Genomic DNA, 19208 nt, shown 5'->3' with positions numbered 1-19208 from the left:
TCCTTAGTGGTTAAAAAGTCAAATTTTACTTTATTATATATAATCCTAAAATATAGTGTCAATAAGACATACTCTACTTAGAAACAGGAAAAATTATCTCCCCTTTACCAGAGAAGAAATAATCCCTTCTAGCAATCTTTAATACGTACTCTTCATCATTTAACTTTTGAACTTCGTCTTTTAGACTTTTTTCTTTATTCGTTAATGAATCCAGTTCTTTTTTCATGTCCTTAACTTTTGCTTCTTTTGCTTTAATGGAACTGTTTTGTTGATAAAACGTTACACTAATACTCGCAATAATTGTAAAAGTAAAGACAAGAAAAACCGCTAAACGGCGATAAAGTCGCTTCCTGTTCTCATCCGTTTGTATTATATGCTCTTTAACAGGATTTGGACTCTGTTTTTCGATTGTTCTTTGTCTCAGTTCCCTCATTTCCGAGGTCCCCCTAACTTCTTTTTTATATGCTCCCATAGTTGGAAGATATGTCCCTTCAATTTTGCTATATATTGCAGGAACCCTATATGTTTCACTATAAAAAGTTTAACACGATTAGGGAGAAGTTTCCATATGAGCGAAGCAATAAATCGAACAGGCCAGAAAAAAACTTTCCATATGAAAAGTAATATCCAAATCACCATTTTCCATAACACATGTCCAATTGAAAGCAGTATACGAAATAAGAATAATATAAATGCAATAAATAGCTGCGCTATAATAATAACAGGTTTTATCATGAGTAGCTGTATAATTCGAACAAAAAAATATGTTGTTTGCATAAAAATATAGATGAGAAAATTTAACAGCTTCATGTATAGTGCCTTCAGTAAGCTTTGATATGCCGCAAAACCACATAATAATGCCAAAAACACATATATACGTAGCTCAGCTTCATTTACGAGAAGCAATACATAAAAGACGGATAATGCTTGGACAATCCAAAATAATATATCATGTATAAATACAAGCCAACGTTTACGTTCTTGGCGCTTTAAAAAACGTTGATATGTATCTAAAGACGCTCCAATCCAAGCACCCATTCCAATCATTGAAAGCATTGTATACAACTGAATTGTTAAGCTCATTTAAACAACTTACTAAAGAAACCTTTAGTTTTTTCCCCTTGATTTTCATCAATATACAGCATCTCATTAACTTTCCCTTTAATCGACACAATACCTTTTTCCACATCTAAATTTTTCATTTGTAAATTTTGACCACGAATTGTTAAAAAACCCATTACGGTCTCTAGTAAAAACTCTTCGCTATCAAAACTCTCTACCTGCTTCACACCGGTAATATCAATTATACGCCTGCCACGCATAATAATGTCATGCTCTACAGAAACATTTTGTTGATTAGAAGACGTAGGTGAGTAACCATTATTCACGTAAATCCCCCCATAGGTTTTTACTAGCTAATAGTAATGTATGAGGGGATAAATGATTTTAGAACAAGCCTTCTTCCGCTTTTACTTTTTCTTCACGAACTAAGCTATACATATTTGCTGCATCTTCTTTTTTAGTTGTTTCTTTTAATTCATTTATTTTCACAGTCACTATTTTTTGACCAAAACGAATTGTTAATTCATCAGCTACTTTCACATCAGAACTCGCTTTTGCCACTTGACCATTAATAGATATTCTTCCTTGATCAGCTACTTCTTTCGCTAATGTTCTTCTTTTAATTAAACGTGATACTTTTAAAAACTTATCTAGACGCATATCAAATCCCCCTATTAACGCTCTGTTTGTTTCGCTTCTTCCCATAAAACATCTAACTGTTCTAATGATAAATCTTTCATCTCTTTATTCATTTCAGCTACTTTTGCCTCCATGTATAAAAAACGACCAGTAAATTTCTCATTAGTTGAACGTAACGCCTCTTCTGGATCTATTTTGTAATGACGAGCTATATTAACAAATGCAAATAGTAAATCACCAAACTCACCTAGCATCTTTTTCTCATCCATATTTGTAACCTCTTGTTGGAACTCTTGCCATTCTTCCAAAGCTTTTTCTATCATCGGTTGCACATCAACCCAATCAAATCCAACCTTACCAGCTTTCTTCTGGATTTCATAGGCGCGTAGTAACTGCGGCAAACTTTTGGGAACGCCATTTAAAACAGATTCTTTCACGAATCCTTTTTCTTGTTTTTTAATTTCTTCCCAATTTGCAATCACTTCATCAGCGTTGTTTACATCCGTATTTCCAAACACATGCGGATGGCGACGAACCATTTTCTCAGATAGAGTTCGAATGATATCATCTATAGAGAACCAACCTTCATCTTCTCCGATTTGAGCATGAAGCATAACTTGTAATAATATATCACCTAATTCTTCTACTAAGTGATCATCATCCTCTTCATCGATTGCTTCCAACACTTCATAAGCTTCCTCAATTAAATATTTCTTTAATGATTGATGTGTTTGCTTTTTATCCCACGGACAACCATTTGGACCACGAAGTTCCGCAATAATTTCTCTAAGAACATCAAACTGTTGATACAAGGACGCACGCTCCTGAACTGGCGGCACGTACACACTCGTTAAATTATTCAATTCCGTTTCATGATCTAACATGTACAACGGTACCTTCTTTACTTGTTCAAATGAAGTTCCTGCAGCTGTTACGATATACACTTCATAATCATCTGGTAACATCTCCATTAATGTTAATTTCACATCAGATGCAACGAATGCATCATATACTTGGCAAAAGATTAAATGTTGACGCAGTTCTAATTGCCCTCTTTCAAATGATGTAGCATCAAGTAATTGGAATCCTTCAATCGGATCAATCTTTAGACTTGCAAACATAGGATCAAGGAAACTTTGTCCACCCTCAATTCGCACTTCAACATTTGAAACCTCTCCTTTTTCCAACAGTAGCTGAACTGTTCTTTCTGCTACAAGTGGATGCCCGGGAACAGCATAGATAATTTCTGTACCTTCAGCTTGTTCTAGCAATTTATTCGCAATTGTTTCATATACAATTTCAAACGTATCATGTGCTTCATATACAGCATCAAAAGACGTATATTGTACGCCTTCTTTCTCCAATTCTTCTATAACTGGATGTTCTTTCGTTCTAACAAACAGATGGTCTGCTTCTTTTATTTTTCGATATACACCCATCGTTAGCTGATCTAATTCACCAGCTCCTAAACCTAAAACAGTAATGATTCCACTCACAACCAGTCACCTCTATCCACTCTTCTTCAATGAACCTTCTTTTTTCTCTTGTTTCATAACGGTTCCTAATTCTTTTTTTGTAAATACACGTAATTTCAAAATAAAAAACATATATGTCAATCCGCCAATGGCTACACCTAACAACGCTTCAAGTGTCGCGCTTCCTCTATGTTCCGTATCAATTACTAATCCAGACATCTGTAACACACGTGTGAACATCATTAATACAAATCCCATACAGATACCACTAATTACTATCCCTAACATATTTCGCTTATTGATAAGTGACCCTGATACAGCTCTCGTAAGCAACAAAGTATTTAGTCCAGAGATTATAATTAACGCACATAAAGTCGCAAAGGCTGCACCTTTCACACCAAAATAAGGCATGAATATATAATTTAACGCTAACTTTAAGCAACCTCCAAATACAACAAATAATGCTGGCTTAAACGTTTGCCCCAATCCTTGTAAAATAGAAGCTGTCGTAATTGACAATGAACTAAATAAAATAGATAACGATAAAATAGATAAAACATCTGATCCATCACTGTTTTCAAACAACATAATATTCGTAGGTTGAATAATACAAGTTAGTCCAATAGCTGCTGCAAGTCCAATAACACATGTTATTTTCACTGCTAACTTTACCTTTTCTTGAATAAAGGAAAGATCTCCTCTTTCCTTCGCCGCTGTAATAATCGGAATAAGTGACAACGAGAAAGAAGTCGTCACAACAGTACCTAATTGCATTAGCGGAATACTTCTATCATAAACACCCTTTAATACCTTTGCATTTTCAGCCTGTTCTCCCGCACCAATAAGTAAGCTGTAAAAGGACACTGAATCAGCCATCTGTATAAAAATAAGCACTAAATTACTAACACAAATCGCTAACCCCTGCCAAAAAAGGATTTTAACTATCTTCCTTTTACCCTTAATTCTCGCTGCACTTTTGAAGAATATAGAACGAAAATCTTGACGCATATACAATATAAGTACAATAATCCCAATAAGTCCACCCGCAATTGAGCCTAACATAGCCCCTGCACCAACTGTATATAAATCAAATCCGTGAGCAATTAGGAATAGCGATAAAAATACAATAATAGAAACTCGAATTGTTTGTTCTATTACTTGCGAAACAGCCGTTGGCATCATATTGTTGAATCCTTGAAAATACCCTCTTGCTACAGACAAAAATGGCATCAATAAGAATGAAAATGAAATAACACGTAGTAATTTATCTAAGTGTATATCGCCCATAGCTACCGCAATTGTTTCGGCCCCAAAAAACAATGTAAAGAAGCCTATAAAACCAATTCCTAATAAGAACCAAAAAGATACACAAATAATTTCTTCTGCTTCTTTTTGTTTTCCCCGCTCTAGTCGTTCTGCAACCATTTTCGAAATGATAACAGGAAATCCATAAGTAGCTAAAATTAAACAAAATCCATAAAACGGGTAAATTTGTTGGTAAATATAAAACCCAATATCCCCCGCTATATTTTGATATGGAATACGGTAAAAAGCGCTTAATACTTTTGTAACGAAACTTGCAATCGTTAATATAATAGCCCCACGCCAAAAGGCTTGATACTTCTTCGCTTCCATACAAGAAAACTCCTTTTCTATTCTCACCTCTCGTATTATATCATAAAGAAAAGAACAAACTCCCTTCCCAACACGGGTAATAATGAGTTCCTACACGTTAAAAATATTCAACGAAAAAAGGTAGCAAAGTGCTACCTTCATTCAATATACATATATCTCCAAATAATTGATTTCTCAAAAAGAAAGATCATAATTAGGAAAGATTGCTACTTCTAAAATCAATATACCCTTACTGTTCCATTTGTTTCGCTAAGAAACTGGCAGCAGTATTAACCGCTTTATGCTCGATCTCGCTTATAATAGCTTCTTTTGAAAAAATAATGACGGCTCCAATCGGATCTCCGTTTGCAACAATCGGTCCAACTGTATAAGAATGAACCTTTTCTGTTACACCATCAATAATGGAAATATCACTTTCATCCGTCATAATAACAGACTTTCGTTCTTCCATCGTTTTTTCAATTAAATCGCCAACACTTTTATTTAAGTATTCTTTTTTCGATACGCCTGATACTGCGATGATAGAATCTCGATCACACACAAGCACATTATGTCCTAAGCTGTCATATAAAGCATCAGCATATTCTTTTGCAAAATCACCTAGCTCACTAATTGGAGAATACTTCTTTAAAATTACCTCTCCATCGCGATCAACAAATATTTCTAGTGGGTCTCCTTCTCGAATACGTAAAGTTCTACGAATTTCCTTCGGGATTACGACCCTGCCTAAATCATCAATTCGACGTACGATTCCAGTTGCTTTCATTCTAATGCTGCCTCACTTTCTACTGATGATCAAAGTGGTGAATTTACCTGTTCATGTAAAAATCACCAACTGTTAGATATAGTATTTTACACATTAGTTCTTCTATGCACGTCGAATTGTATTTTTTTATCTTATTTTAGGCATTTATTACTTCTTTTTTTACATCTGGCAAGCCTTTTAATAAATTTTCAGCAATCGTTAACCACTTCGATGTCTCTAAGCCATTTGTTTTCATAACAATTTTCAATTGTGATCCTTCCATTCCTAAACCGATCATACGTCCAAAACTATTTCCGAGCATGAATAATTTTCCACCATCAATATTTTGACTTGCTTGTTCAGAAAACAGGAATGTTACTTCAAATTTATTCTGCTTAATTAATTCAATTTTTTCTTTCATTGCCAACACTTTAATATTTGCAATTTGTAATAAATAACCAACTTCTTGTGGATAATCGCCAAATCTATCGATCATTTCTTCCTGCAATTCTTCAATATCCTCAATTGCAGAAACACCTCTAAATTGTTTATACATCATAATTTTTTGCTTACTATCTGAAATATAAGCATCTGGTAAGTATGCATCTACCTCTAAGTCAATTTCAACATTAACTATATTTTCAGCCCCATCTGTTCCTCTACGCTGTTCAATTGCATCTTTTAACATTTGAGAATATAGATCAAATCCGACAGAATCAATAAATCCATGCTGTTCTGCCCCTAACAAATTACCTGCTCCACGAATAGATAAATCTCTCATCGCAATTTTGAAACCAGATCCAAGTTCCGTGAACTCTTTAATTGCTTGTAGACGCTTCTCTGCAACCTCTGACAGCACTTTGTCACGTTTATATGCAAAGTATGCATATGCAACACGATTAGAACGTCCAACACGCCCACGAAGCTGATACAACTGTGATAATCCCATACGATCTGCATCAAATACAATTAACGTATTTACATTCGGGATATCTACACCCGTCTCAATAATTGTTGTACTTACAAGAACATCATGCTGTCCTTCTAAAAATGATAGCATAACAGACTCTAATTCGCTTTCGTTCATTTTCCCATGTGCGTACGTTACGCGGGCATCTGGAACTAACATCGAAATTTCATCTGCTTTTCTTTCAATATCCTCTACACGATTATATAGGAAGTAAACTTGACCACCTCTTGCAAGCTCTCGCTCTATCGCCTCTCGCATTAACGCTGGATTATACTCGACTACATACGTTTGGACTGGGAAACGATTTTCTGGTGGTGTCTCAATAACAGATAAGTCGCGCACACCAAGCATAGACATATGAAGCGTCCGCGGAATCGGAGTTGCCGTTAATGTTAATACGTCAACATTCGCCTTCAATTGTTTAATTTTTTCTTTATGTGTCACACCAAATCTTTGTTCTTCATCAATAATAAGAAGCCCTAAATCTTTATACGTAACATCTTTAGATAAAATACGATGTGTTCCGATTACAATATCTACTGTTCCATCCTTTAAGCCCTTAATTGTTTCATTTTGTTGTTTTCTCGTACGGAATCTACTTAATAAGCCTATATTGATCGGATAATCTTGAAAACGCTCTCGAATTGTTTCATAGTGTTGCTGCGCAAGAATCGTTGTCGGTACTAAAATTGCAACTTGTTTTTCATCCATAATTGCTTTAAATGCCGCACGAATAGCCACTTCAGTCTTTCCATACCCTACGTCACCACAAAGGAGCCTATCCATCGGGCGTCCGCGTTCCATATCTTTTTTAATCTCGTCAATAGAACGTAACTGATCCTCTGTCTCTTGATACGGGAAAGATGATTCGAACTCTTGTTGTTCTGCCGTATCTGGCGTATATGCATAGCCTTTTGAAGCTTCGCGCTCAGCATATAGTTTAATTAGGTCATCCGCAATGTCTTGTACAGATTTTTCAACTTTCGTTTTAACCTTTTTCCAATCATTCCCACCTAATTTGTAAACTTTCGGATCCTTACCTTCAGATCCTACATATTTTTGAACTTGATCAATTTGTTCAATTGGAACGTATAGCTTATCATTACCTTGATATTTAATATTTAAATAATCTTTATGAACACCATTAATCTCTAATGTCTCAATACCTAAAAATTTACCTATACCATGATTTACATGAACTACATAATCTCCAACTTTTAATTCCGAATAACTTTTAATACGTTCAGCATTCGATAACTTTTGTTTACGTTGTGATTTTTTAACTTTCTTATGAAAAAGCTCCTTTTCAGTAATGACAACAAGCTTTTGCATCGGCATTTCAAATCCTGCATGTAAATCACCTACAGCAATTTGTAATCTTCCAGGCAATAAAATATCTGTACCTTCTACAATATCTGCCTCAATATCATAATCACTTAAAATATGTTGTAATTTTTTCACACGTTCATCATCTGTTCCGAGTACAACAGTCGTAAAATGCCCTTCATTCCATCTATCAATTTCTGTTTTTAACAAATTCATCTGTCCATGGAAATCTTGCATTGTTTTACATGTTACATTAACAATATTTTGCGGATGTGTGTGTGCGATATGACGCAAGAATAACGTTAAATATACAAAACTTCTTTTTTTATGATGAAGAAACCCCTCGAATGGGTGAGAGAAAGATAAATCTTGAATAATTGTTCCTTCACCAAGAAGTGATATATACCATTCCGCCTCTTCTGTTTCAAGATGTGATGCTGTTTCTTGAATACGGGAAATCTCATCTAAAATTACAACACCATCTTCTGGTAAATAATCTATCAGACTAGCAGGTTCTTTATAGAAAATAGATAAGTATTTAAACATCTGTTCTATACTTTGCCCGTTTTTCAACATCTCAATTTCATGACTTACCGTCTCAAGCACTTTAGTCTTTAGTTTATCATCAGAAAGTTTTTGCATCGTCTTAGTCAAGCCTTCTTCAAGATGCTGAATTCCTGATTTTAATTCTTCCTGTGAAAATAAAAACTCTGTTGCCGGACCAAACCTAACGCTTTCTTTTTTACCTTGAGAACGCTGTTCATCCACATCAAATAATCGAATAGAATCGACTTCTGTATCAAAGAATTCAATACGAAATGGTAGTTCTTCAGTTAAAGGATATATATCTAATATTCCCCCACGCAAACTGAACTCCCCTGGAGCTTCTACCATCGACTTACGTTCATAGCCAATATGATGTAAAGTATGCAAGAGCGCATCTAAATCAATCTCTTGCCCTAGATTGATTTCAACTTGCTTTTGCTTCCACAATTCTTTTATTGGTAAAAATCTACGCAATCCTGCCACTGGCGCTACAATGATTCCATTCTCTCCCGCAGCCAAGCGGTTTAACACTTCTATACGTTGCGCCTTCAATTCTGGACTTGCAACTCCAATTTCCGATGCTATCAGTTCATTCACTGGATATAACCACACATCTTTTTCACCAAGTAACGCCACTAAATCTTCATGTACTTTTTGTGCTTGGTATAAGTTATGTGTCACGATTAATTGTGATTTTTTTGTTTTTTTATATAAAGCCGCCATTAATAATGAACGAGAAGACGTTGCCATCCCTGATATAAGTTGTTCTTTTAACCCATCTTCTAACCCATTAATAACCGATTGTATCTCTTCATTTTTATAAAATTGCTCTAATAAACCTATCATTTTTAAAACTCCTCTCAACATAAAGAGCAAGTCATTCTATTTTATGCAAATATTTTGGAAAAGGAAAACAGAAAAATGCTTTGGACATGCCAAAGCGACAACATTTTATTGCAGAAATTTTTCATACTCATAATACTCAGGATAAGATGCGAGCGTTTCTTGACACGATTCACAAATCGTTTTTATATATATATTTCCATTCTCATGAAAATGAATCATTTCTACTACTTCTTGCTCCGTTAGTTGAAATAAAACGTCGCTATATACTTTTTCTGCGTTAATGGAGCCTACATTACCTCCGCAGTGTCTGCAATAATAATACCCTTCCATACTAGCCTCCTAAAAATTCAATTACTACTAGTATGGGTAAAACAAAAGAGAAATATTCCCAATCTTATTTTTAACTATTGAAAGTATTCATGATTTGAAGAAAAGGCTTATTTAGCCACTCTTCACATGCATCCGCTGCTTTTTCAATAGAATGGTTAACATCCGGAATCTCTTCAGATGTAAAGCGTCCTAATACATAATCGACTACCTTCATTCCATTTTTCGGGCGATCAATTCCCATACGGATACGTTGAAATTCTTGTGTTCCTAGGTGCGAAATCGTTGACTTTACACCATTATGTCCACCAGCACTACCTTTCATGCGAAGACGCAATTTACCTACAGGAATGTCTAAATCGTCGTACATAACAACGAAGTCCTCAACATCAATTTTATAATAATCCATGAGTGGACGAATACTTTCCCCAGATAAATTCATGTATGTTAGCGGCTTTAATAAGATTACCTTTTCTCCATTAACAAACCCTGCACCAAATACACCTTTAAATTTTTGTTCATTCAAAGAAATGTTCCAACGCTTCGCAAGTTCATCAATGGCCATAAATCCAATATTATGCCTTGTTAATTCATATTCTCTACCTGGGTTCCCAAGTCCTACTATCAATTTCATTCTTGTACCACTACTTTCTTTTTTCGATACGAAAAGACGTAACCAATTTTGGTTACGTCTCATTCTATCCAATTAATTGAATAATACACTCACAGATTCTTCTTCGTATACACGAATGATTGCTTCTCCGATTAATGGAGCAACTGAAAGTTCATGTACTTTGTCGATTTTCTTCTCTTCCGGTAATACGATAGAGTTCGTTACAACTAACTCTTTAATATTTGAATTTTGAATACGCTCAATTGCTGGACCAGATAATACTGGGTGTGTACAGCAAGCATATACTTCAGAAGCACCGTTCTCAACAAGAGCGTTTGCTGCTAATGTAATTGTACCAGCTGTATCAATGATGTCATCAATTAAAATCGCTGTTTTGCCTTCAATATTACCGATAATGTTCATTACCTCTGAAACGTTCGGGCGAGGACGACGCTTATCAATAATAGCGATTGGCGCTTTTAGACGATCTGCCATTTTTCTCGCACGAGTTACACCACCATGATCAGGAGACACGATTACGATATCTTTAAGACCTTTTGTTTCAAAGTAATCAGAAAGAATCGGTACACCCATTAAGTGGTCGATTGGGATATCAAAGAACCCTTGAATTTGTGGAGCATGTAAATCTAGAGTGATTACACGAGTTGCACCTGCTGTTTCAAGCAAGTTTGCTACAAGTTTCGATGTAATTGGTTCACGAGAACGCGCTTTACGGTCTTGACGCGCATAACCATAGTAAGGAATAACAATATTAATTGTTTTCGCAGATGCACGTTTTAATGCATCGATCATAATAAGTAATTCCATGATATGTTCGTTTACTGGGAAGCTTGTAGATTGAATAATGAATACATCGCAACCACGGATACTTTCTTCAATGTTAATTTGAACTTCTCCATCACTAAAACGATCAACAGAACATTTTCCTAGTCCTACTCCAATATGCTTTGCAATCTGCTCAGCAAGTTCCTTATTAGAGTTTAAAGAGAATACTTTCAAATTAGAATTTAGATATTGAGTCGACATCTAGATTAACCCTCCACATTATTATGATTTTTTCTTATTCAGCAATTGATCAACATAGTCTTCTTTGTTAACTTGACGTGCACGTGCTACCGATAATGCTTTTGATGGAACATTCTCTGTAATTGTAGAGCCTGCCGCCACATAAGCACCATCTTCAACTGTTACTGGAGCAACAAGGTTTGAATTACATCCAATAAATACCCCATTACCAATCACAGTTTTGAATTTATTCTTACCGTCATAGTTCACCGTAATTGAACCACAACCAAGATTCACGTCTTCTCCAACTTGTGCATCCCCGATATAACTCAAGTGTGAAGCTTTACTTCTATTACCAAAGACAGTTTTTTTGATTTCCACGAAGTTTCCAACGCGTACTTCGTCTCCAATAACTGAATCTGGGCGAATATGTGCAAATGGACCAACCGATACTTCTGTACCAAGCTTACTATCATGTACAGTAGATTGTCGAATTGTCGTACGATCTCCAATTTCACTATCGCGAATTACTGTATGCGGTCCAATTTCACAATCAGAACCAATTACAGTGTTCCCCTCAATAATTGTTCCTGGATGAAGAACTGTATCGCTACCGATAATTGCATCAGCAGAAATATAAGTGTTACTTGGATCAATAATTGTAACACCATTTACCATGTTCTTTCGATTGATACGGTTTTTCATAATAATTTCCGCTTGCGATAGAGCGACTCTGTCGTTAACACCTAACGTTTCATCGAACTGCTCTGTTTGATAAGCTGATACGATATGACCTTCATTTTTTAAAATCTCAATAACATCTGGAAGGTAATATTCACCTTGCACGTTATCATTTGAAACTTTAGAAAGTGAAGCAAATAAAGCCTTATTATCAAAACAATACGTACCTGTATTGATTTCTTTAATAGCTAATTCTTTCTCATTTGCATCTTTATGCTCAACAATCTTTTCAACATGACCATTCTCATTACGAACAATACGGCCATATCCAGCAGGCTCTTCTATGTATGCTGTTAGCACCGTCGCCATTGCTCCTGCTTCTTTATGTTGCTGAAGTAATGCTTCCATTGTTTCAGCAGTTATTAGAGGCGTATCACCACAAATAACTAAAGTTGTTCCTTCTTCATTTGCAAGTACATTTGCAGCTTGATCTACAGCATGTGCTGTACCAAGTTGTTCTGCTTGTAATGCAAACTCACTTACGTTCCCTAGCTGTTCTTGTACCATTTCAGCACCATGTCCAACAACCGTTACAAGTTTCTGCAATCCTAATTGAGATACTTGATCGACTACGTGTTGTACCATAGGTTTTCCACATACAGGATGCAGCACTTTGTATAGCTTTGACTTCATACGTGTGCCTTTACCTGCAGCTAGAATCACTGCAAATCTGTTTGACATATAGACCCTCCATCGCAACCTATTTATCCATTAAAGATATTATCCTAAATCATCATATATTTCAAGAAACACATTTTAACTATTAAATTTTACCATAATTCTTATAAGATGTTTTACTCTTTAGTATCTTTTTTAAGAAATAAGCTATACTATTTAAAATGATTTTGAAAAAATTAGTAGTTTCTTCTTTTTATGTTAATAAATTATGAAGTTTCCAAATATAAAGCAAAAAAACAAACCCCTGTAAATGCTTACAGGAGTTTGCTACAAAATTATAAGGCTTTTTGTCAAAAGCCCTTTTCATTCGAATTTTACGAAGCACCTGCTTCTTCAAACTCAACCTCTTCTAACTCGCCTAAACGATGATACTCTGTTAAAACCGCATCTTGAATTTTAGAGCGTGTACCAGAATTAATTGGATGTGCAATGTCACGGAACTCTCCATCTGGAGTACGTTTACTTGGCATTGCTACAAATAATCCATTATTACCATCAATTACACGAATATCATGAACAACAAATTCATGGTCTAGAGTAATAGAGGCAATTGCTCTCATGCGGCCTTCTGTGTTTACGCGGCGTAATCTTACGTCAGTCACTTCCATCTTGTGTTCACCACCCTTTTCTAAATAAGCGATATATTTGTATAAATTCCACAAATTTTCTATTTTCCCTTTAATTTTTTAAAAATTTTTAAGATAAAAATTTTTAAAGTAGTTGAATATAGAGATTAGTGGAGGTTATCGCTTACAAAAGGTTACTTAACTAGGGCGATTACTTCAATTTCAACGGAAACATCTTTCGGTAATTTTGCTACTTGCACACAAGATCGAGCTGGTTTATGAGTAGTGAAATAAGAGCTATACACTTCATTCACAGCATTAAAATCATCCATTTCCTTTAAAAATACTGTTGTTTTTACGACTGTATCAAATGAAGCACCTGCTTCCTCTAATACCGCTTGTAAATTTTGAAATACTTGTTCTGTTTGTACTGTTACATCTCCTGTTACAAGCTCCCCATTTGCCATCAATGGAATTTGTCCTGAGCTATAGAACATGTTATTTACAATAATCCCCTGTGAATAAGGTCCAATTGCTTGTGGTGCCTTGCTTGTTTGAACAACTTTCATACTTTTCACCCTTTTATTATTTATTTTACTCTTTAAAAATAGTGTACGAAAGGCAGTTTGTCCATCTATTTTATAATCTATAAATAAAATAAAAAAAGATAGAGCTATCTGCTCTATCTTTTATTCCGCCTCTACAAGCCCTTCATCAAATGGCGCAAGAGAATAATTCCCTTTTTCCACTTGAATCGTTTTTTCTTTCACATCAACTTCCGATAGACGAATTAATGATACAAAATTATTAATTAGTCGTTCTTCAATATCTGTGGATTCTACTAATACACCAATACCAACAACATTAGCCTTGAACTCTTCTAACATACTCATCATACCTTGAATTGTTCCGCCAGCTTTCATGAAGTCATCAATGATTAAAACATTCGACCCTTCTGGAAGACTGCGTTTCGCTAACGTCATTGTTTGAATTCGTTTAGAAGAACCCGACACATAGTTAATACTAACAGTCGGACCTTCTGTTACCTTATTATCTTTCCTTGCAATTACAACTGGTACATCTAAGTAATTTGCCACTGCATAAGCAAGTGGAATCCCCTTCGTTGCCACCGTCATAACTGCATCAATTGGTTGCCTAGCAAAAACAGAAGCAAACAAACGACCTGCGCCATTAATATGGCGAGGATTACTCAATAAATCTGTCATGTATAAGTAACCGCCAGGCAAAATACGATCTCGGTTTTCAAATAAGCCACAAAGCTCATCAATAATTAGATCTGCCTCTTCTTCACTTATATACGGTATATATTTCACTCCTCCTGCTGCTCCTGGTATCGTTTGCAATGTGCCGACCCCTTGTTGTTCAAACGTTTGCTTAATAATAACTAAATCTTCACTAATGGAAGACTTAGCCGATTGATACCTTTCAGCAAAAAAAGTGAGAGATACTAGCTGACGAGGGTTTTGTAGCAAGTAATAAGTCATATCGACTAATCTTGTACTTCTTCTAATTTTCATACTCTCACCTCAAATCACGAATATTCTAAACAAATCATAACGTATTATACGTCTTTATTCAAGCGTTTCTCGCTCTCCTAATAAACGTACCGCATAGACTTGTTCACAAAATCCTTTTAATCCGTTATAAATGCGATGCATTCGTGAATCATGGTGTACAAGTCCAAATACAGTTGGACCACTTCCACTCATTAATACAGCATCCGCTCCAAATCGCTTCATCTGTGATTTAATACGGGCAACTTCAGGATGCATTCCAAATGTTACATCTTCTAAAACGTTACCAACAGTATCACAAATTCCTTTATAATCACCAGAATTTATGACATCAACCATTTTATCTACATTTGGATGTGTAACTCGATTTAACTTTAAATTTCCATACACATCAGCAGTAGATACACCTATATGTGGTTTCGCTAAAATAACCCAACAAGAAGGCGGAGTCTTTATATGCTCAATTTTCTCTCCTCTTCCAGTGGCAATTGCTGTGCCTCCGTATACACAGAACGATACATCTGATCCAATTTCTGCGCCAAGCTCTGCTAACTCATCAATTGTAAGCCCTAAATTCCATAATTTATTAAGACCACGTAATGTCGCTGCTGCATCACTACTTCCACCTGCTAATCCAGCTGCTACTGGAATCGTTTTTTCAATAGTAATAGATACACCTTTTTTTACATTAAACTTCTCTTTTAATAATTTCGCTGCCTGATAAGCTAAATTTCGTTGGTCGTCTGGGACATACCGATTATGGGATAAAATTTCAATACGGTCTTCTGCTAATTCCGTTAGTTCTAGACGATCTGCTAAATCAATGGTTGTCATAATCATTTTCACTTCATGATATCCGTCTTGTCTTTTTCCCAGTACATCTAACGACAGATTAATCTTTGCTGGTGCTTTCACTAGTAGCTTCAATCTATTCACCCACTCTATGTACTCAATCTTTTATCGTTTATTTTACCATAAATTTATAGTAAGACGATGACACTTCCCTAATTATAACGAAAAGCATTCAGAATGAAACTACTTATGTAAAATGATGGCACCTTTTAGAGTACAAAAAGCCGAGGAATGTCTCCTCGGCTACCGTAGCATAGAAAGTATCTTACAACTACTGGTTTCGTTTCATTAATTGCTGTTCTGCAATTTCTATAGCACGTTTCACCATGTTACCAGCATCTTTCGCACGAATTCCGCCCCATCCTTCTTTCTGAACAACATCATAAAAGCCAAGCTCTTTTGCTAGCTCTTCTTTAAATTGGTTTGACATGACACCTCTTCGTCTACTCAATGCAGAGTCCCTCCTTATTTTGCTACGGTATAGTTAGTATGCAAAATAATATAGCTTTTCATTTATGGGAATATATGTAATGATATACAGATTATAAAATGACCTCATTATGAGGGTCTCCATAAAATGTTAACTCTACTGTCTCTGTTAAAACATCTGCATAACTATAAGATACACGTTGCAACGCATCTTCTTGTTGATCCAATTGTACAACAAAAACGGAGCGGTATGTTTCTGCTAGTACACCTGATTGCTCCACAGTTTTTCTTCTTCCACTATTTGCTTTTAACATAAGTCGCTGTCCAAGATGGTGATCTAATTCGCTTTTAATTTCATCTAAACGTTTTGACATATACTTCGCTACACCTCGCTGTAATTTAGATTGAACACTTAAAGCACGATATATCTATCCTAATTATTAACCGCGATTCACAGCTAATATCATCCTGCGTTTGAATAGATAGAAGAAATACTATATTGTAAAAGTATCATTACGTAGTCTTTACGTTCTTACCTCTTTTTATCCAAATTCATTTAAATCCTTCCATACAAAAAGCAAGATACATATGTATCCTGCTTACTCTTCGTAATGTTGAAAAGGTAATCCCGTTCGTAAAATCCCTCTCGTTTCAATTCCACCTAGTCCCTTTTCACCAGTAATTGTATTACGTACGACATCCCATACATTGACTCTCTCCATAAATGAAGTAAAACTAATTTTACCAACTACATATACAGGATCTAGTGCATGAATATTAATTCTAGATGGTGAACTAGCGAAATTGGCCCCTGCACGAATTAGTGCCTCAAAATGTGATTGACATGCCCCAGCAAAAATAACAAGTTGATCCAATGATGGATATTTTTTTCGCACTTCACGAACAGCCTGTACAAAATGCCTTGAATGCCTATATGCCGCTAAATCTCCCTTCACTCCTTTTGATTTTGTATATGCATCATGCCCTGTAATAACGAGAATGTCTGGGCGAAAGTGATCTATTAAGTCTACTACTTTTTCATGCATCTCCGTTTCTTTACAATGAATACCTTGAACAGGAACGCCAATTTTATTATATAAATCTAAGCACTTGCGCAAATATAAAGGGTCTCCATCTATATGCAATACACGTCCCGGCATTTGAAAATAATTTACCTCACTTGTGTATCCACCAGTTGAAGTATGTTCATGCCTTTGTTTCATCAGTACATAATCTTGTTGAAACAAACGATACGTGCGCTCCATTGTTTCTTTCTCACGCTTCACCCTTTTTTTATGTTCTCTTTGATCTATACTAATTAAATCTTCCAGTGGCGCATCCGCCACCAGTCTAATTTCCTCTCCAAACAATATAGCTATCTCGCCTTTTATTTCTATAATACGAAAAAGAATATCCCTCTTATGAGAATATCGTTCCACTAACTCTCCAACATGTAAAACCATTCTCCTACCTCCAAACTCATTAGGCCATCTTACCTGTTTTTAAAGTATGAATTTAGAGAGAGAAAGGTGACAAAAGGGACAGTTCAACTTGAACTGTCCCTTTCATATTCTTATGATAATTTATGAAGAACTAATGCATTACTTAATGTTGCAAACTCTTCAATAGATAGCGTTTCGCCTCTTCGCTTTGGATCAATTCCTACTTCTGTTAAAATTCGATCCAATAACTCCTTATCTTTCGGGAAACCATTTAAATTATTTGATAAATTATTCATTAAAGTTTTACGGCGCTGTGCGAAACTTGCTCGTACTACTTCAAAGAAGAACGTTTCATCTGTCACCTCTACAACCGGTTTAGGACGCTTTAGAAGGCGGATAATTGCAGAATCAACGTTTGGCTGTGGTACAAACACTGTACGCGGTACAGTCATAACTGTTTCAACCTCTGTATAGTACTGAATGGCAATCGATAAAGAACCATACTCTTTCGTTCCAGGTTTAGCAGCTAAACGATCTCCAACTTCTTTTTGCATCATAACAACAAATCCACGAACTGGTAACTTTTCTTCAAGCAATTTAAATAAAATTGGCGTTGTAATATAGTATGGTAAGTTAGCTACTACCATTACATCTTGCCCTTCTTCAAATTGCTCATTAAATACTTCATGTACATCTGCTTTTAGTACGTCTTTATTAATAACTGTAACATTACCATATGGCGCTAACGTCTCATCTAAAATTGGTAATAGTCTTTGATCAATTTCAAAAGCCACTACTTTTTTAGCACGCTTCGCTAATTGCTCTGTTAATGCACCAATACCTGGTCCAATTTCAATTGCACCACTTTCTGAACCAATTTCTGCATGATCGACAATACGATTTAATACATTTGTATCAATTAAAAAGTTTTGTCCTAAACTTTTTTTGAATGAAAATCCATATTTTTCAACAATGTCTTTTGTACGATTTGGCGTTGCGATATCCTTCATTTTTTTTCCTCCTGTATTACTTGCTTATAAGCTTCTGCAAATGATTCCTTTGAAACTTGAAACATCTGTAATCGTTTATGTAACTGTTTTGCATTTGTATAACCAATCTTTAATAGCTTACCCATTCTTTCTCTGCGGCTCTTTGCCATTTCTCCGCCCACTAAGCCTGCATCGACTAAATCACTCCAACTAATTTCACTTGTGTAAGCTTCCATTTCTTCATGTATATTCTCTAGAGCACGGCGAATCGACTCATTAGAAGCATGTTCAATCCCAACACCCTTTTTCCTTTTAGCAAGCGCTTCTTCCTTCGGTAAAAAAGCATGCTTACAGCCAGGAACCTTGTCAGAAATAATTTTTCGAATACGCTCTCCAGGATAATCCGGATCTGTGAAAATAATAACGCCCCTTTTTTGCTGCGCTAATTTAACTTGCTCAATAACATGATCACCGATTGCTGAACCGTTCGTTTCAATTGTATCCGCATCAACAGCACGCTTAATCGCAACTGTATCATCTTTACCTTCTACAACGATAATCTCTTTTATTTTCATGCTTGCCTCCACACTCATTTCGTCTCTACTTAGTAAAACAAAAAAATGACGACTTTTCCATTATTATTTTCCCCATTCTTATATTTTAAAAAATAGAATAGAAAAATCTTTGTTCCCTGTTCTTATTGTAACACTTCATCATTCACATTTATTTTCTTGATTACTTCTACTAGTTTTTCTCAAAATAAAAA

The 19208-nt window shown here is 35.5% G+C and carries 21 protein-coding genes; all 21 read right to left on the bottom strand.

The genetic code is table 11. The annotated features are described in order from the left end of the window. Nucleotides 1-73: 73 nt before the first annotated feature. Nucleotides 74-433 carry a cell division protein DivIC gene (gene divIC / locus MKY21_RS00335; RefSeq protein WP_001208739.1) on the bottom strand — a complete coding sequence of 120 codons (360 nt, stop codon included), beginning with the start codon at nucleotides 431-433 and terminating at the stop codon, nucleotides 74-76. Beyond that, on the bottom strand, nucleotides 430-1083 hold the full coding sequence (gene yabQ, locus MKY21_RS00330; RefSeq protein WP_000059777.1) for a spore cortex biosynthesis protein YabQ: 654 nt from the start codon (nucleotides 1081-1083) through the stop codon (nucleotides 430-432). Before yabQ ends, divIC begins: the two co-directional genes overlap by 4 nt. Then, complete coding sequence (yabP, locus tag MKY21_RS00325; protein WP_001059104.1) at nucleotides 1080-1388, bottom strand: sporulation protein YabP; 309 nt, start codon at nucleotides 1386-1388, stop codon at nucleotides 1080-1082. Before yabP ends, yabQ begins: the two co-directional genes overlap by 4 nt. Nucleotides 1389-1446: 58 nt before the next feature. Continuing rightward, nucleotides 1447-1722 carry an RNA-binding S4 domain-containing protein gene (locus tag MKY21_RS00320; RefSeq protein WP_001234876.1) on the bottom strand — a complete coding sequence of 92 codons (276 nt, stop codon included), beginning with the start codon at nucleotides 1720-1722 and terminating at the stop codon, nucleotides 1447-1449. 14 nt (nucleotides 1723-1736) lie between these two features. Continuing rightward, nucleotides 1737-3197, bottom strand: coding sequence for a nucleoside triphosphate pyrophosphohydrolase (gene mazG / locus MKY21_RS00315; RefSeq protein WP_000014279.1), 1461 nt, complete (start codon nucleotides 3195-3197; stop codon nucleotides 1737-1739). 12 nt (nucleotides 3198-3209) lie between these two features. Beyond that, nucleotides 3210-4811: a putative polysaccharide biosynthesis protein gene (locus MKY21_RS00310; protein ID WP_000387590.1), complete on the bottom strand. Its 1602-nt coding sequence runs from the start codon at nucleotides 4809-4811 to the stop codon at nucleotides 3210-3212. A gap of 229 nt (nucleotides 4812-5040) precedes the next feature. After that, the gene (gene spoVT, locus MKY21_RS00305; protein ID WP_000648302.1) at nucleotides 5041-5577 is read right to left on the bottom strand and encodes a stage V sporulation protein T; all 537 of its coding nucleotides are present in this window, start codon (nucleotides 5575-5577) and stop codon (nucleotides 5041-5043) included. A 136-nt stretch (nucleotides 5578-5713) separates the two neighbouring features. Further along, nucleotides 5714-9244 (bottom strand): transcription-repair coupling factor, encoded by a 3531-nt coding sequence (mfd, locus tag MKY21_RS00300; protein WP_000579680.1) that lies wholly within the window; start codon nucleotides 9242-9244, stop codon nucleotides 5714-5716. Nucleotides 9245-9349: 105 nt separating this feature from the next. Further along, on the bottom strand, nucleotides 9350-9574 hold the full coding sequence (locus MKY21_RS00295) for an anti-sigma-F factor Fin family protein (protein WP_000399438.1): 225 nt from the start codon (nucleotides 9572-9574) through the stop codon (nucleotides 9350-9352). Between the two features lie 70 nt (nucleotides 9575-9644). Further along, nucleotides 9645-10205 (bottom strand): aminoacyl-tRNA hydrolase, encoded by a 561-nt coding sequence (gene pth, locus MKY21_RS00290; protein WP_000767702.1) that lies wholly within the window; start codon nucleotides 10203-10205, stop codon nucleotides 9645-9647. Nucleotides 10206-10277: 72 nt separating this feature from the next. Continuing rightward, entirely contained in the window at nucleotides 10278-11231 is a 954-nt protein-coding gene (locus MKY21_RS00285; protein WP_000107420.1) for a ribose-phosphate diphosphokinase, read from the bottom strand. Nucleotides 11232-11252: 21 nt separating this feature from the next. After that, nucleotides 11253-12632 carry a bifunctional UDP-N-acetylglucosamine diphosphorylase/glucosamine-1-phosphate N-acetyltransferase GlmU gene (gene glmU, locus MKY21_RS00280; protein ID WP_000071033.1) on the bottom strand — a complete coding sequence of 460 codons (1380 nt, stop codon included), beginning with the start codon at nucleotides 12630-12632 and terminating at the stop codon, nucleotides 11253-11255. Between the two features lie 311 nt (nucleotides 12633-12943). After that, entirely contained in the window at nucleotides 12944-13237 is a 294-nt protein-coding gene (gene spoVG, locus MKY21_RS00275) for a septation regulator SpoVG (protein WP_000454041.1), read from the bottom strand. Between the two features lie 152 nt (nucleotides 13238-13389). Beyond that, nucleotides 13390-13764, bottom strand: a complete 375-nt coding sequence (locus tag MKY21_RS00270; protein ID WP_341075243.1) for a RidA family protein — start codon at nucleotides 13762-13764, stop codon at nucleotides 13390-13392. Between the two features lie 120 nt (nucleotides 13765-13884). Further along, entirely contained in the window at nucleotides 13885-14733 is an 849-nt protein-coding gene (gene purR, locus MKY21_RS00265) for a pur operon repressor (RefSeq protein WP_000702468.1), read from the bottom strand. Nucleotides 14734-14787: 54 nt separating this feature from the next. Then, nucleotides 14788-15657 carry a 4-(cytidine 5'-diphospho)-2-C-methyl-D-erythritol kinase gene (gene ispE, locus MKY21_RS00260; protein WP_000772104.1) on the bottom strand — a complete coding sequence of 290 codons (870 nt, stop codon included), beginning with the start codon at nucleotides 15655-15657 and terminating at the stop codon, nucleotides 14788-14790. 196 nt (nucleotides 15658-15853) lie between these two features. Continuing rightward, nucleotides 15854-16033 (bottom strand): acid-soluble spore protein SspF, encoded by a 180-nt coding sequence (gene sspF, locus MKY21_RS00255; RefSeq protein ID WP_002094215.1) that lies wholly within the window; start codon nucleotides 16031-16033, stop codon nucleotides 15854-15856. A 91-nt stretch (nucleotides 16034-16124) separates the two neighbouring features. Beyond that, nucleotides 16125-16385, bottom strand: coding sequence for a biofilm formation stimulator Veg (gene veg / locus MKY21_RS00250; RefSeq protein WP_000044347.1), 261 nt, complete (start codon nucleotides 16383-16385; stop codon nucleotides 16125-16127). Between the two features lie 225 nt (nucleotides 16386-16610). Then, nucleotides 16611-17474 carry a sporulation peptidase YabG gene (gene yabG, locus MKY21_RS00245; RefSeq protein WP_000242868.1) on the bottom strand — a complete coding sequence of 288 codons (864 nt, stop codon included), beginning with the start codon at nucleotides 17472-17474 and terminating at the stop codon, nucleotides 16611-16613. A 110-nt stretch (nucleotides 17475-17584) separates the two neighbouring features. Further along, the gene (gene rsmA, locus MKY21_RS00240) at nucleotides 17585-18463 is read right to left on the bottom strand and encodes a 16S rRNA (adenine(1518)-N(6)/adenine(1519)-N(6))-dimethyltransferase RsmA (RefSeq protein ID WP_000651548.1); all 879 of its coding nucleotides are present in this window, start codon (nucleotides 18461-18463) and stop codon (nucleotides 17585-17587) included. Continuing rightward, complete coding sequence (gene rnmV, locus MKY21_RS00235; protein ID WP_000692835.1) at nucleotides 18460-19017, bottom strand: ribonuclease M5; 558 nt, start codon at nucleotides 19015-19017, stop codon at nucleotides 18460-18462. The genes rsmA and rnmV overlap by 4 nt, the downstream gene beginning before the upstream one ends. Nucleotides 19018-19208 lie beyond the last annotated feature (191 nt).

The sequence above is a fragment of the Bacillus sp. FSL R9-9497 genome (genome assembly GCF_038005805.1).
GTDB classification, from domain to species: domain Bacteria; phylum Bacillota; class Bacilli; order Bacillales; family Bacillaceae_G; genus Bacillus_A; species Bacillus_A cereus.
The sequence above is the reverse complement of the archived record's forward strand: the minus strand, read 5'-3'. Positions and strand labels throughout refer to the sequence as shown.

What these genes read in the sequence shown, in the direction of transcription:
- divIC (WP_001208739.1), bottom strand. Translation starts at nt 433, where the DNA reads ATGAGGGAACTGAGACAAAGAACAATCGAAAAACAGAGTCCAAATCCT.
- yabQ (WP_000059777.1), bottom strand. Translation starts at nt 1,083, where the DNA reads ATGAGCTTAACAATTCAGTTGTATACAATGCTTTCAATGATTGGAATG.
- MKY21_RS00320 (WP_001234876.1), bottom strand. Translation starts at nt 1,722, where the DNA reads ATGCGTCTAGATAAGTTTTTAAAAGTATCACGTTTAATTAAAAGAAGA.
- MKY21_RS00310 (WP_000387590.1), bottom strand. Translation starts at nt 4,811, where the DNA reads ATGGAAGCGAAGAAGTATCAAGCCTTTTGGCGTGGGGCTATTATATTA.
- spoVT (WP_000648302.1), bottom strand. Translation starts at nt 5,577, where the DNA reads ATGAAAGCAACTGGAATCGTACGTCGAATTGATGATTTAGGCAGGGTC.
- mfd (WP_000579680.1), bottom strand. Translation starts at nt 9,244, where the DNA reads ATGATAGGTTTATTAGAGCAATTTTATAAAAATGAAGAGATACAATCG.
- MKY21_RS00295 (WP_000399438.1), bottom strand. Translation starts at nt 9,574, where the DNA reads ATGGAAGGGTATTATTATTGCAGACACTGCGGAGGTAATGTAGGCTCC.
- pth (WP_000767702.1), bottom strand. Translation starts at nt 10,205, where the DNA reads ATGAAATTGATAGTAGGACTTGGGAACCCAGGTAGAGAATATGAATTA.
- MKY21_RS00285 (WP_000107420.1), bottom strand. Translation starts at nt 11,231, where the DNA reads ATGTCGACTCAATATCTAAATTCTAATTTGAAAGTATTCTCTTTAAAC.
- glmU (WP_000071033.1), bottom strand. Translation starts at nt 12,632, where the DNA reads ATGTCAAACAGATTTGCAGTGATTCTAGCTGCAGGTAAAGGCACACGT.
- spoVG (WP_000454041.1), bottom strand. Translation starts at nt 13,237, where the DNA reads ATGGAAGTGACTGACGTAAGATTACGCCGCGTAAACACAGAAGGCCGC.
- MKY21_RS00270 (WP_341075243.1), bottom strand. Translation starts at nt 13,764, where the DNA reads ATGAAAGTTGTTCAAACAAGCAAGGCACCACAAGCAATTGGACCTTAT.
- purR (WP_000702468.1), bottom strand. Translation starts at nt 14,733, where the DNA reads ATGAAAATTAGAAGAAGTACAAGATTAGTCGATATGACTTATTACTTG.
- veg (WP_000044347.1), bottom strand. Translation starts at nt 16,385, where the DNA reads ATGTCAAAACGTTTAGATGAAATTAAAAGCGAATTAGATCACCATCTT.
- yabG (WP_000242868.1), bottom strand. Translation starts at nt 17,474, where the DNA reads ATGGTTTTACATGTTGGAGAGTTAGTGGAACGATATTCTCATAAGAGG.
- rsmA (WP_000651548.1), bottom strand. Translation starts at nt 18,463, where the DNA reads ATGAAGGATATCGCAACGCCAAATCGTACAAAAGACATTGTTGAAAAA.
- rnmV (WP_000692835.1), bottom strand. Translation starts at nt 19,017, where the DNA reads ATGAAAATAAAAGAGATTATCGTTGTAGAAGGTAAAGATGATACAGTT.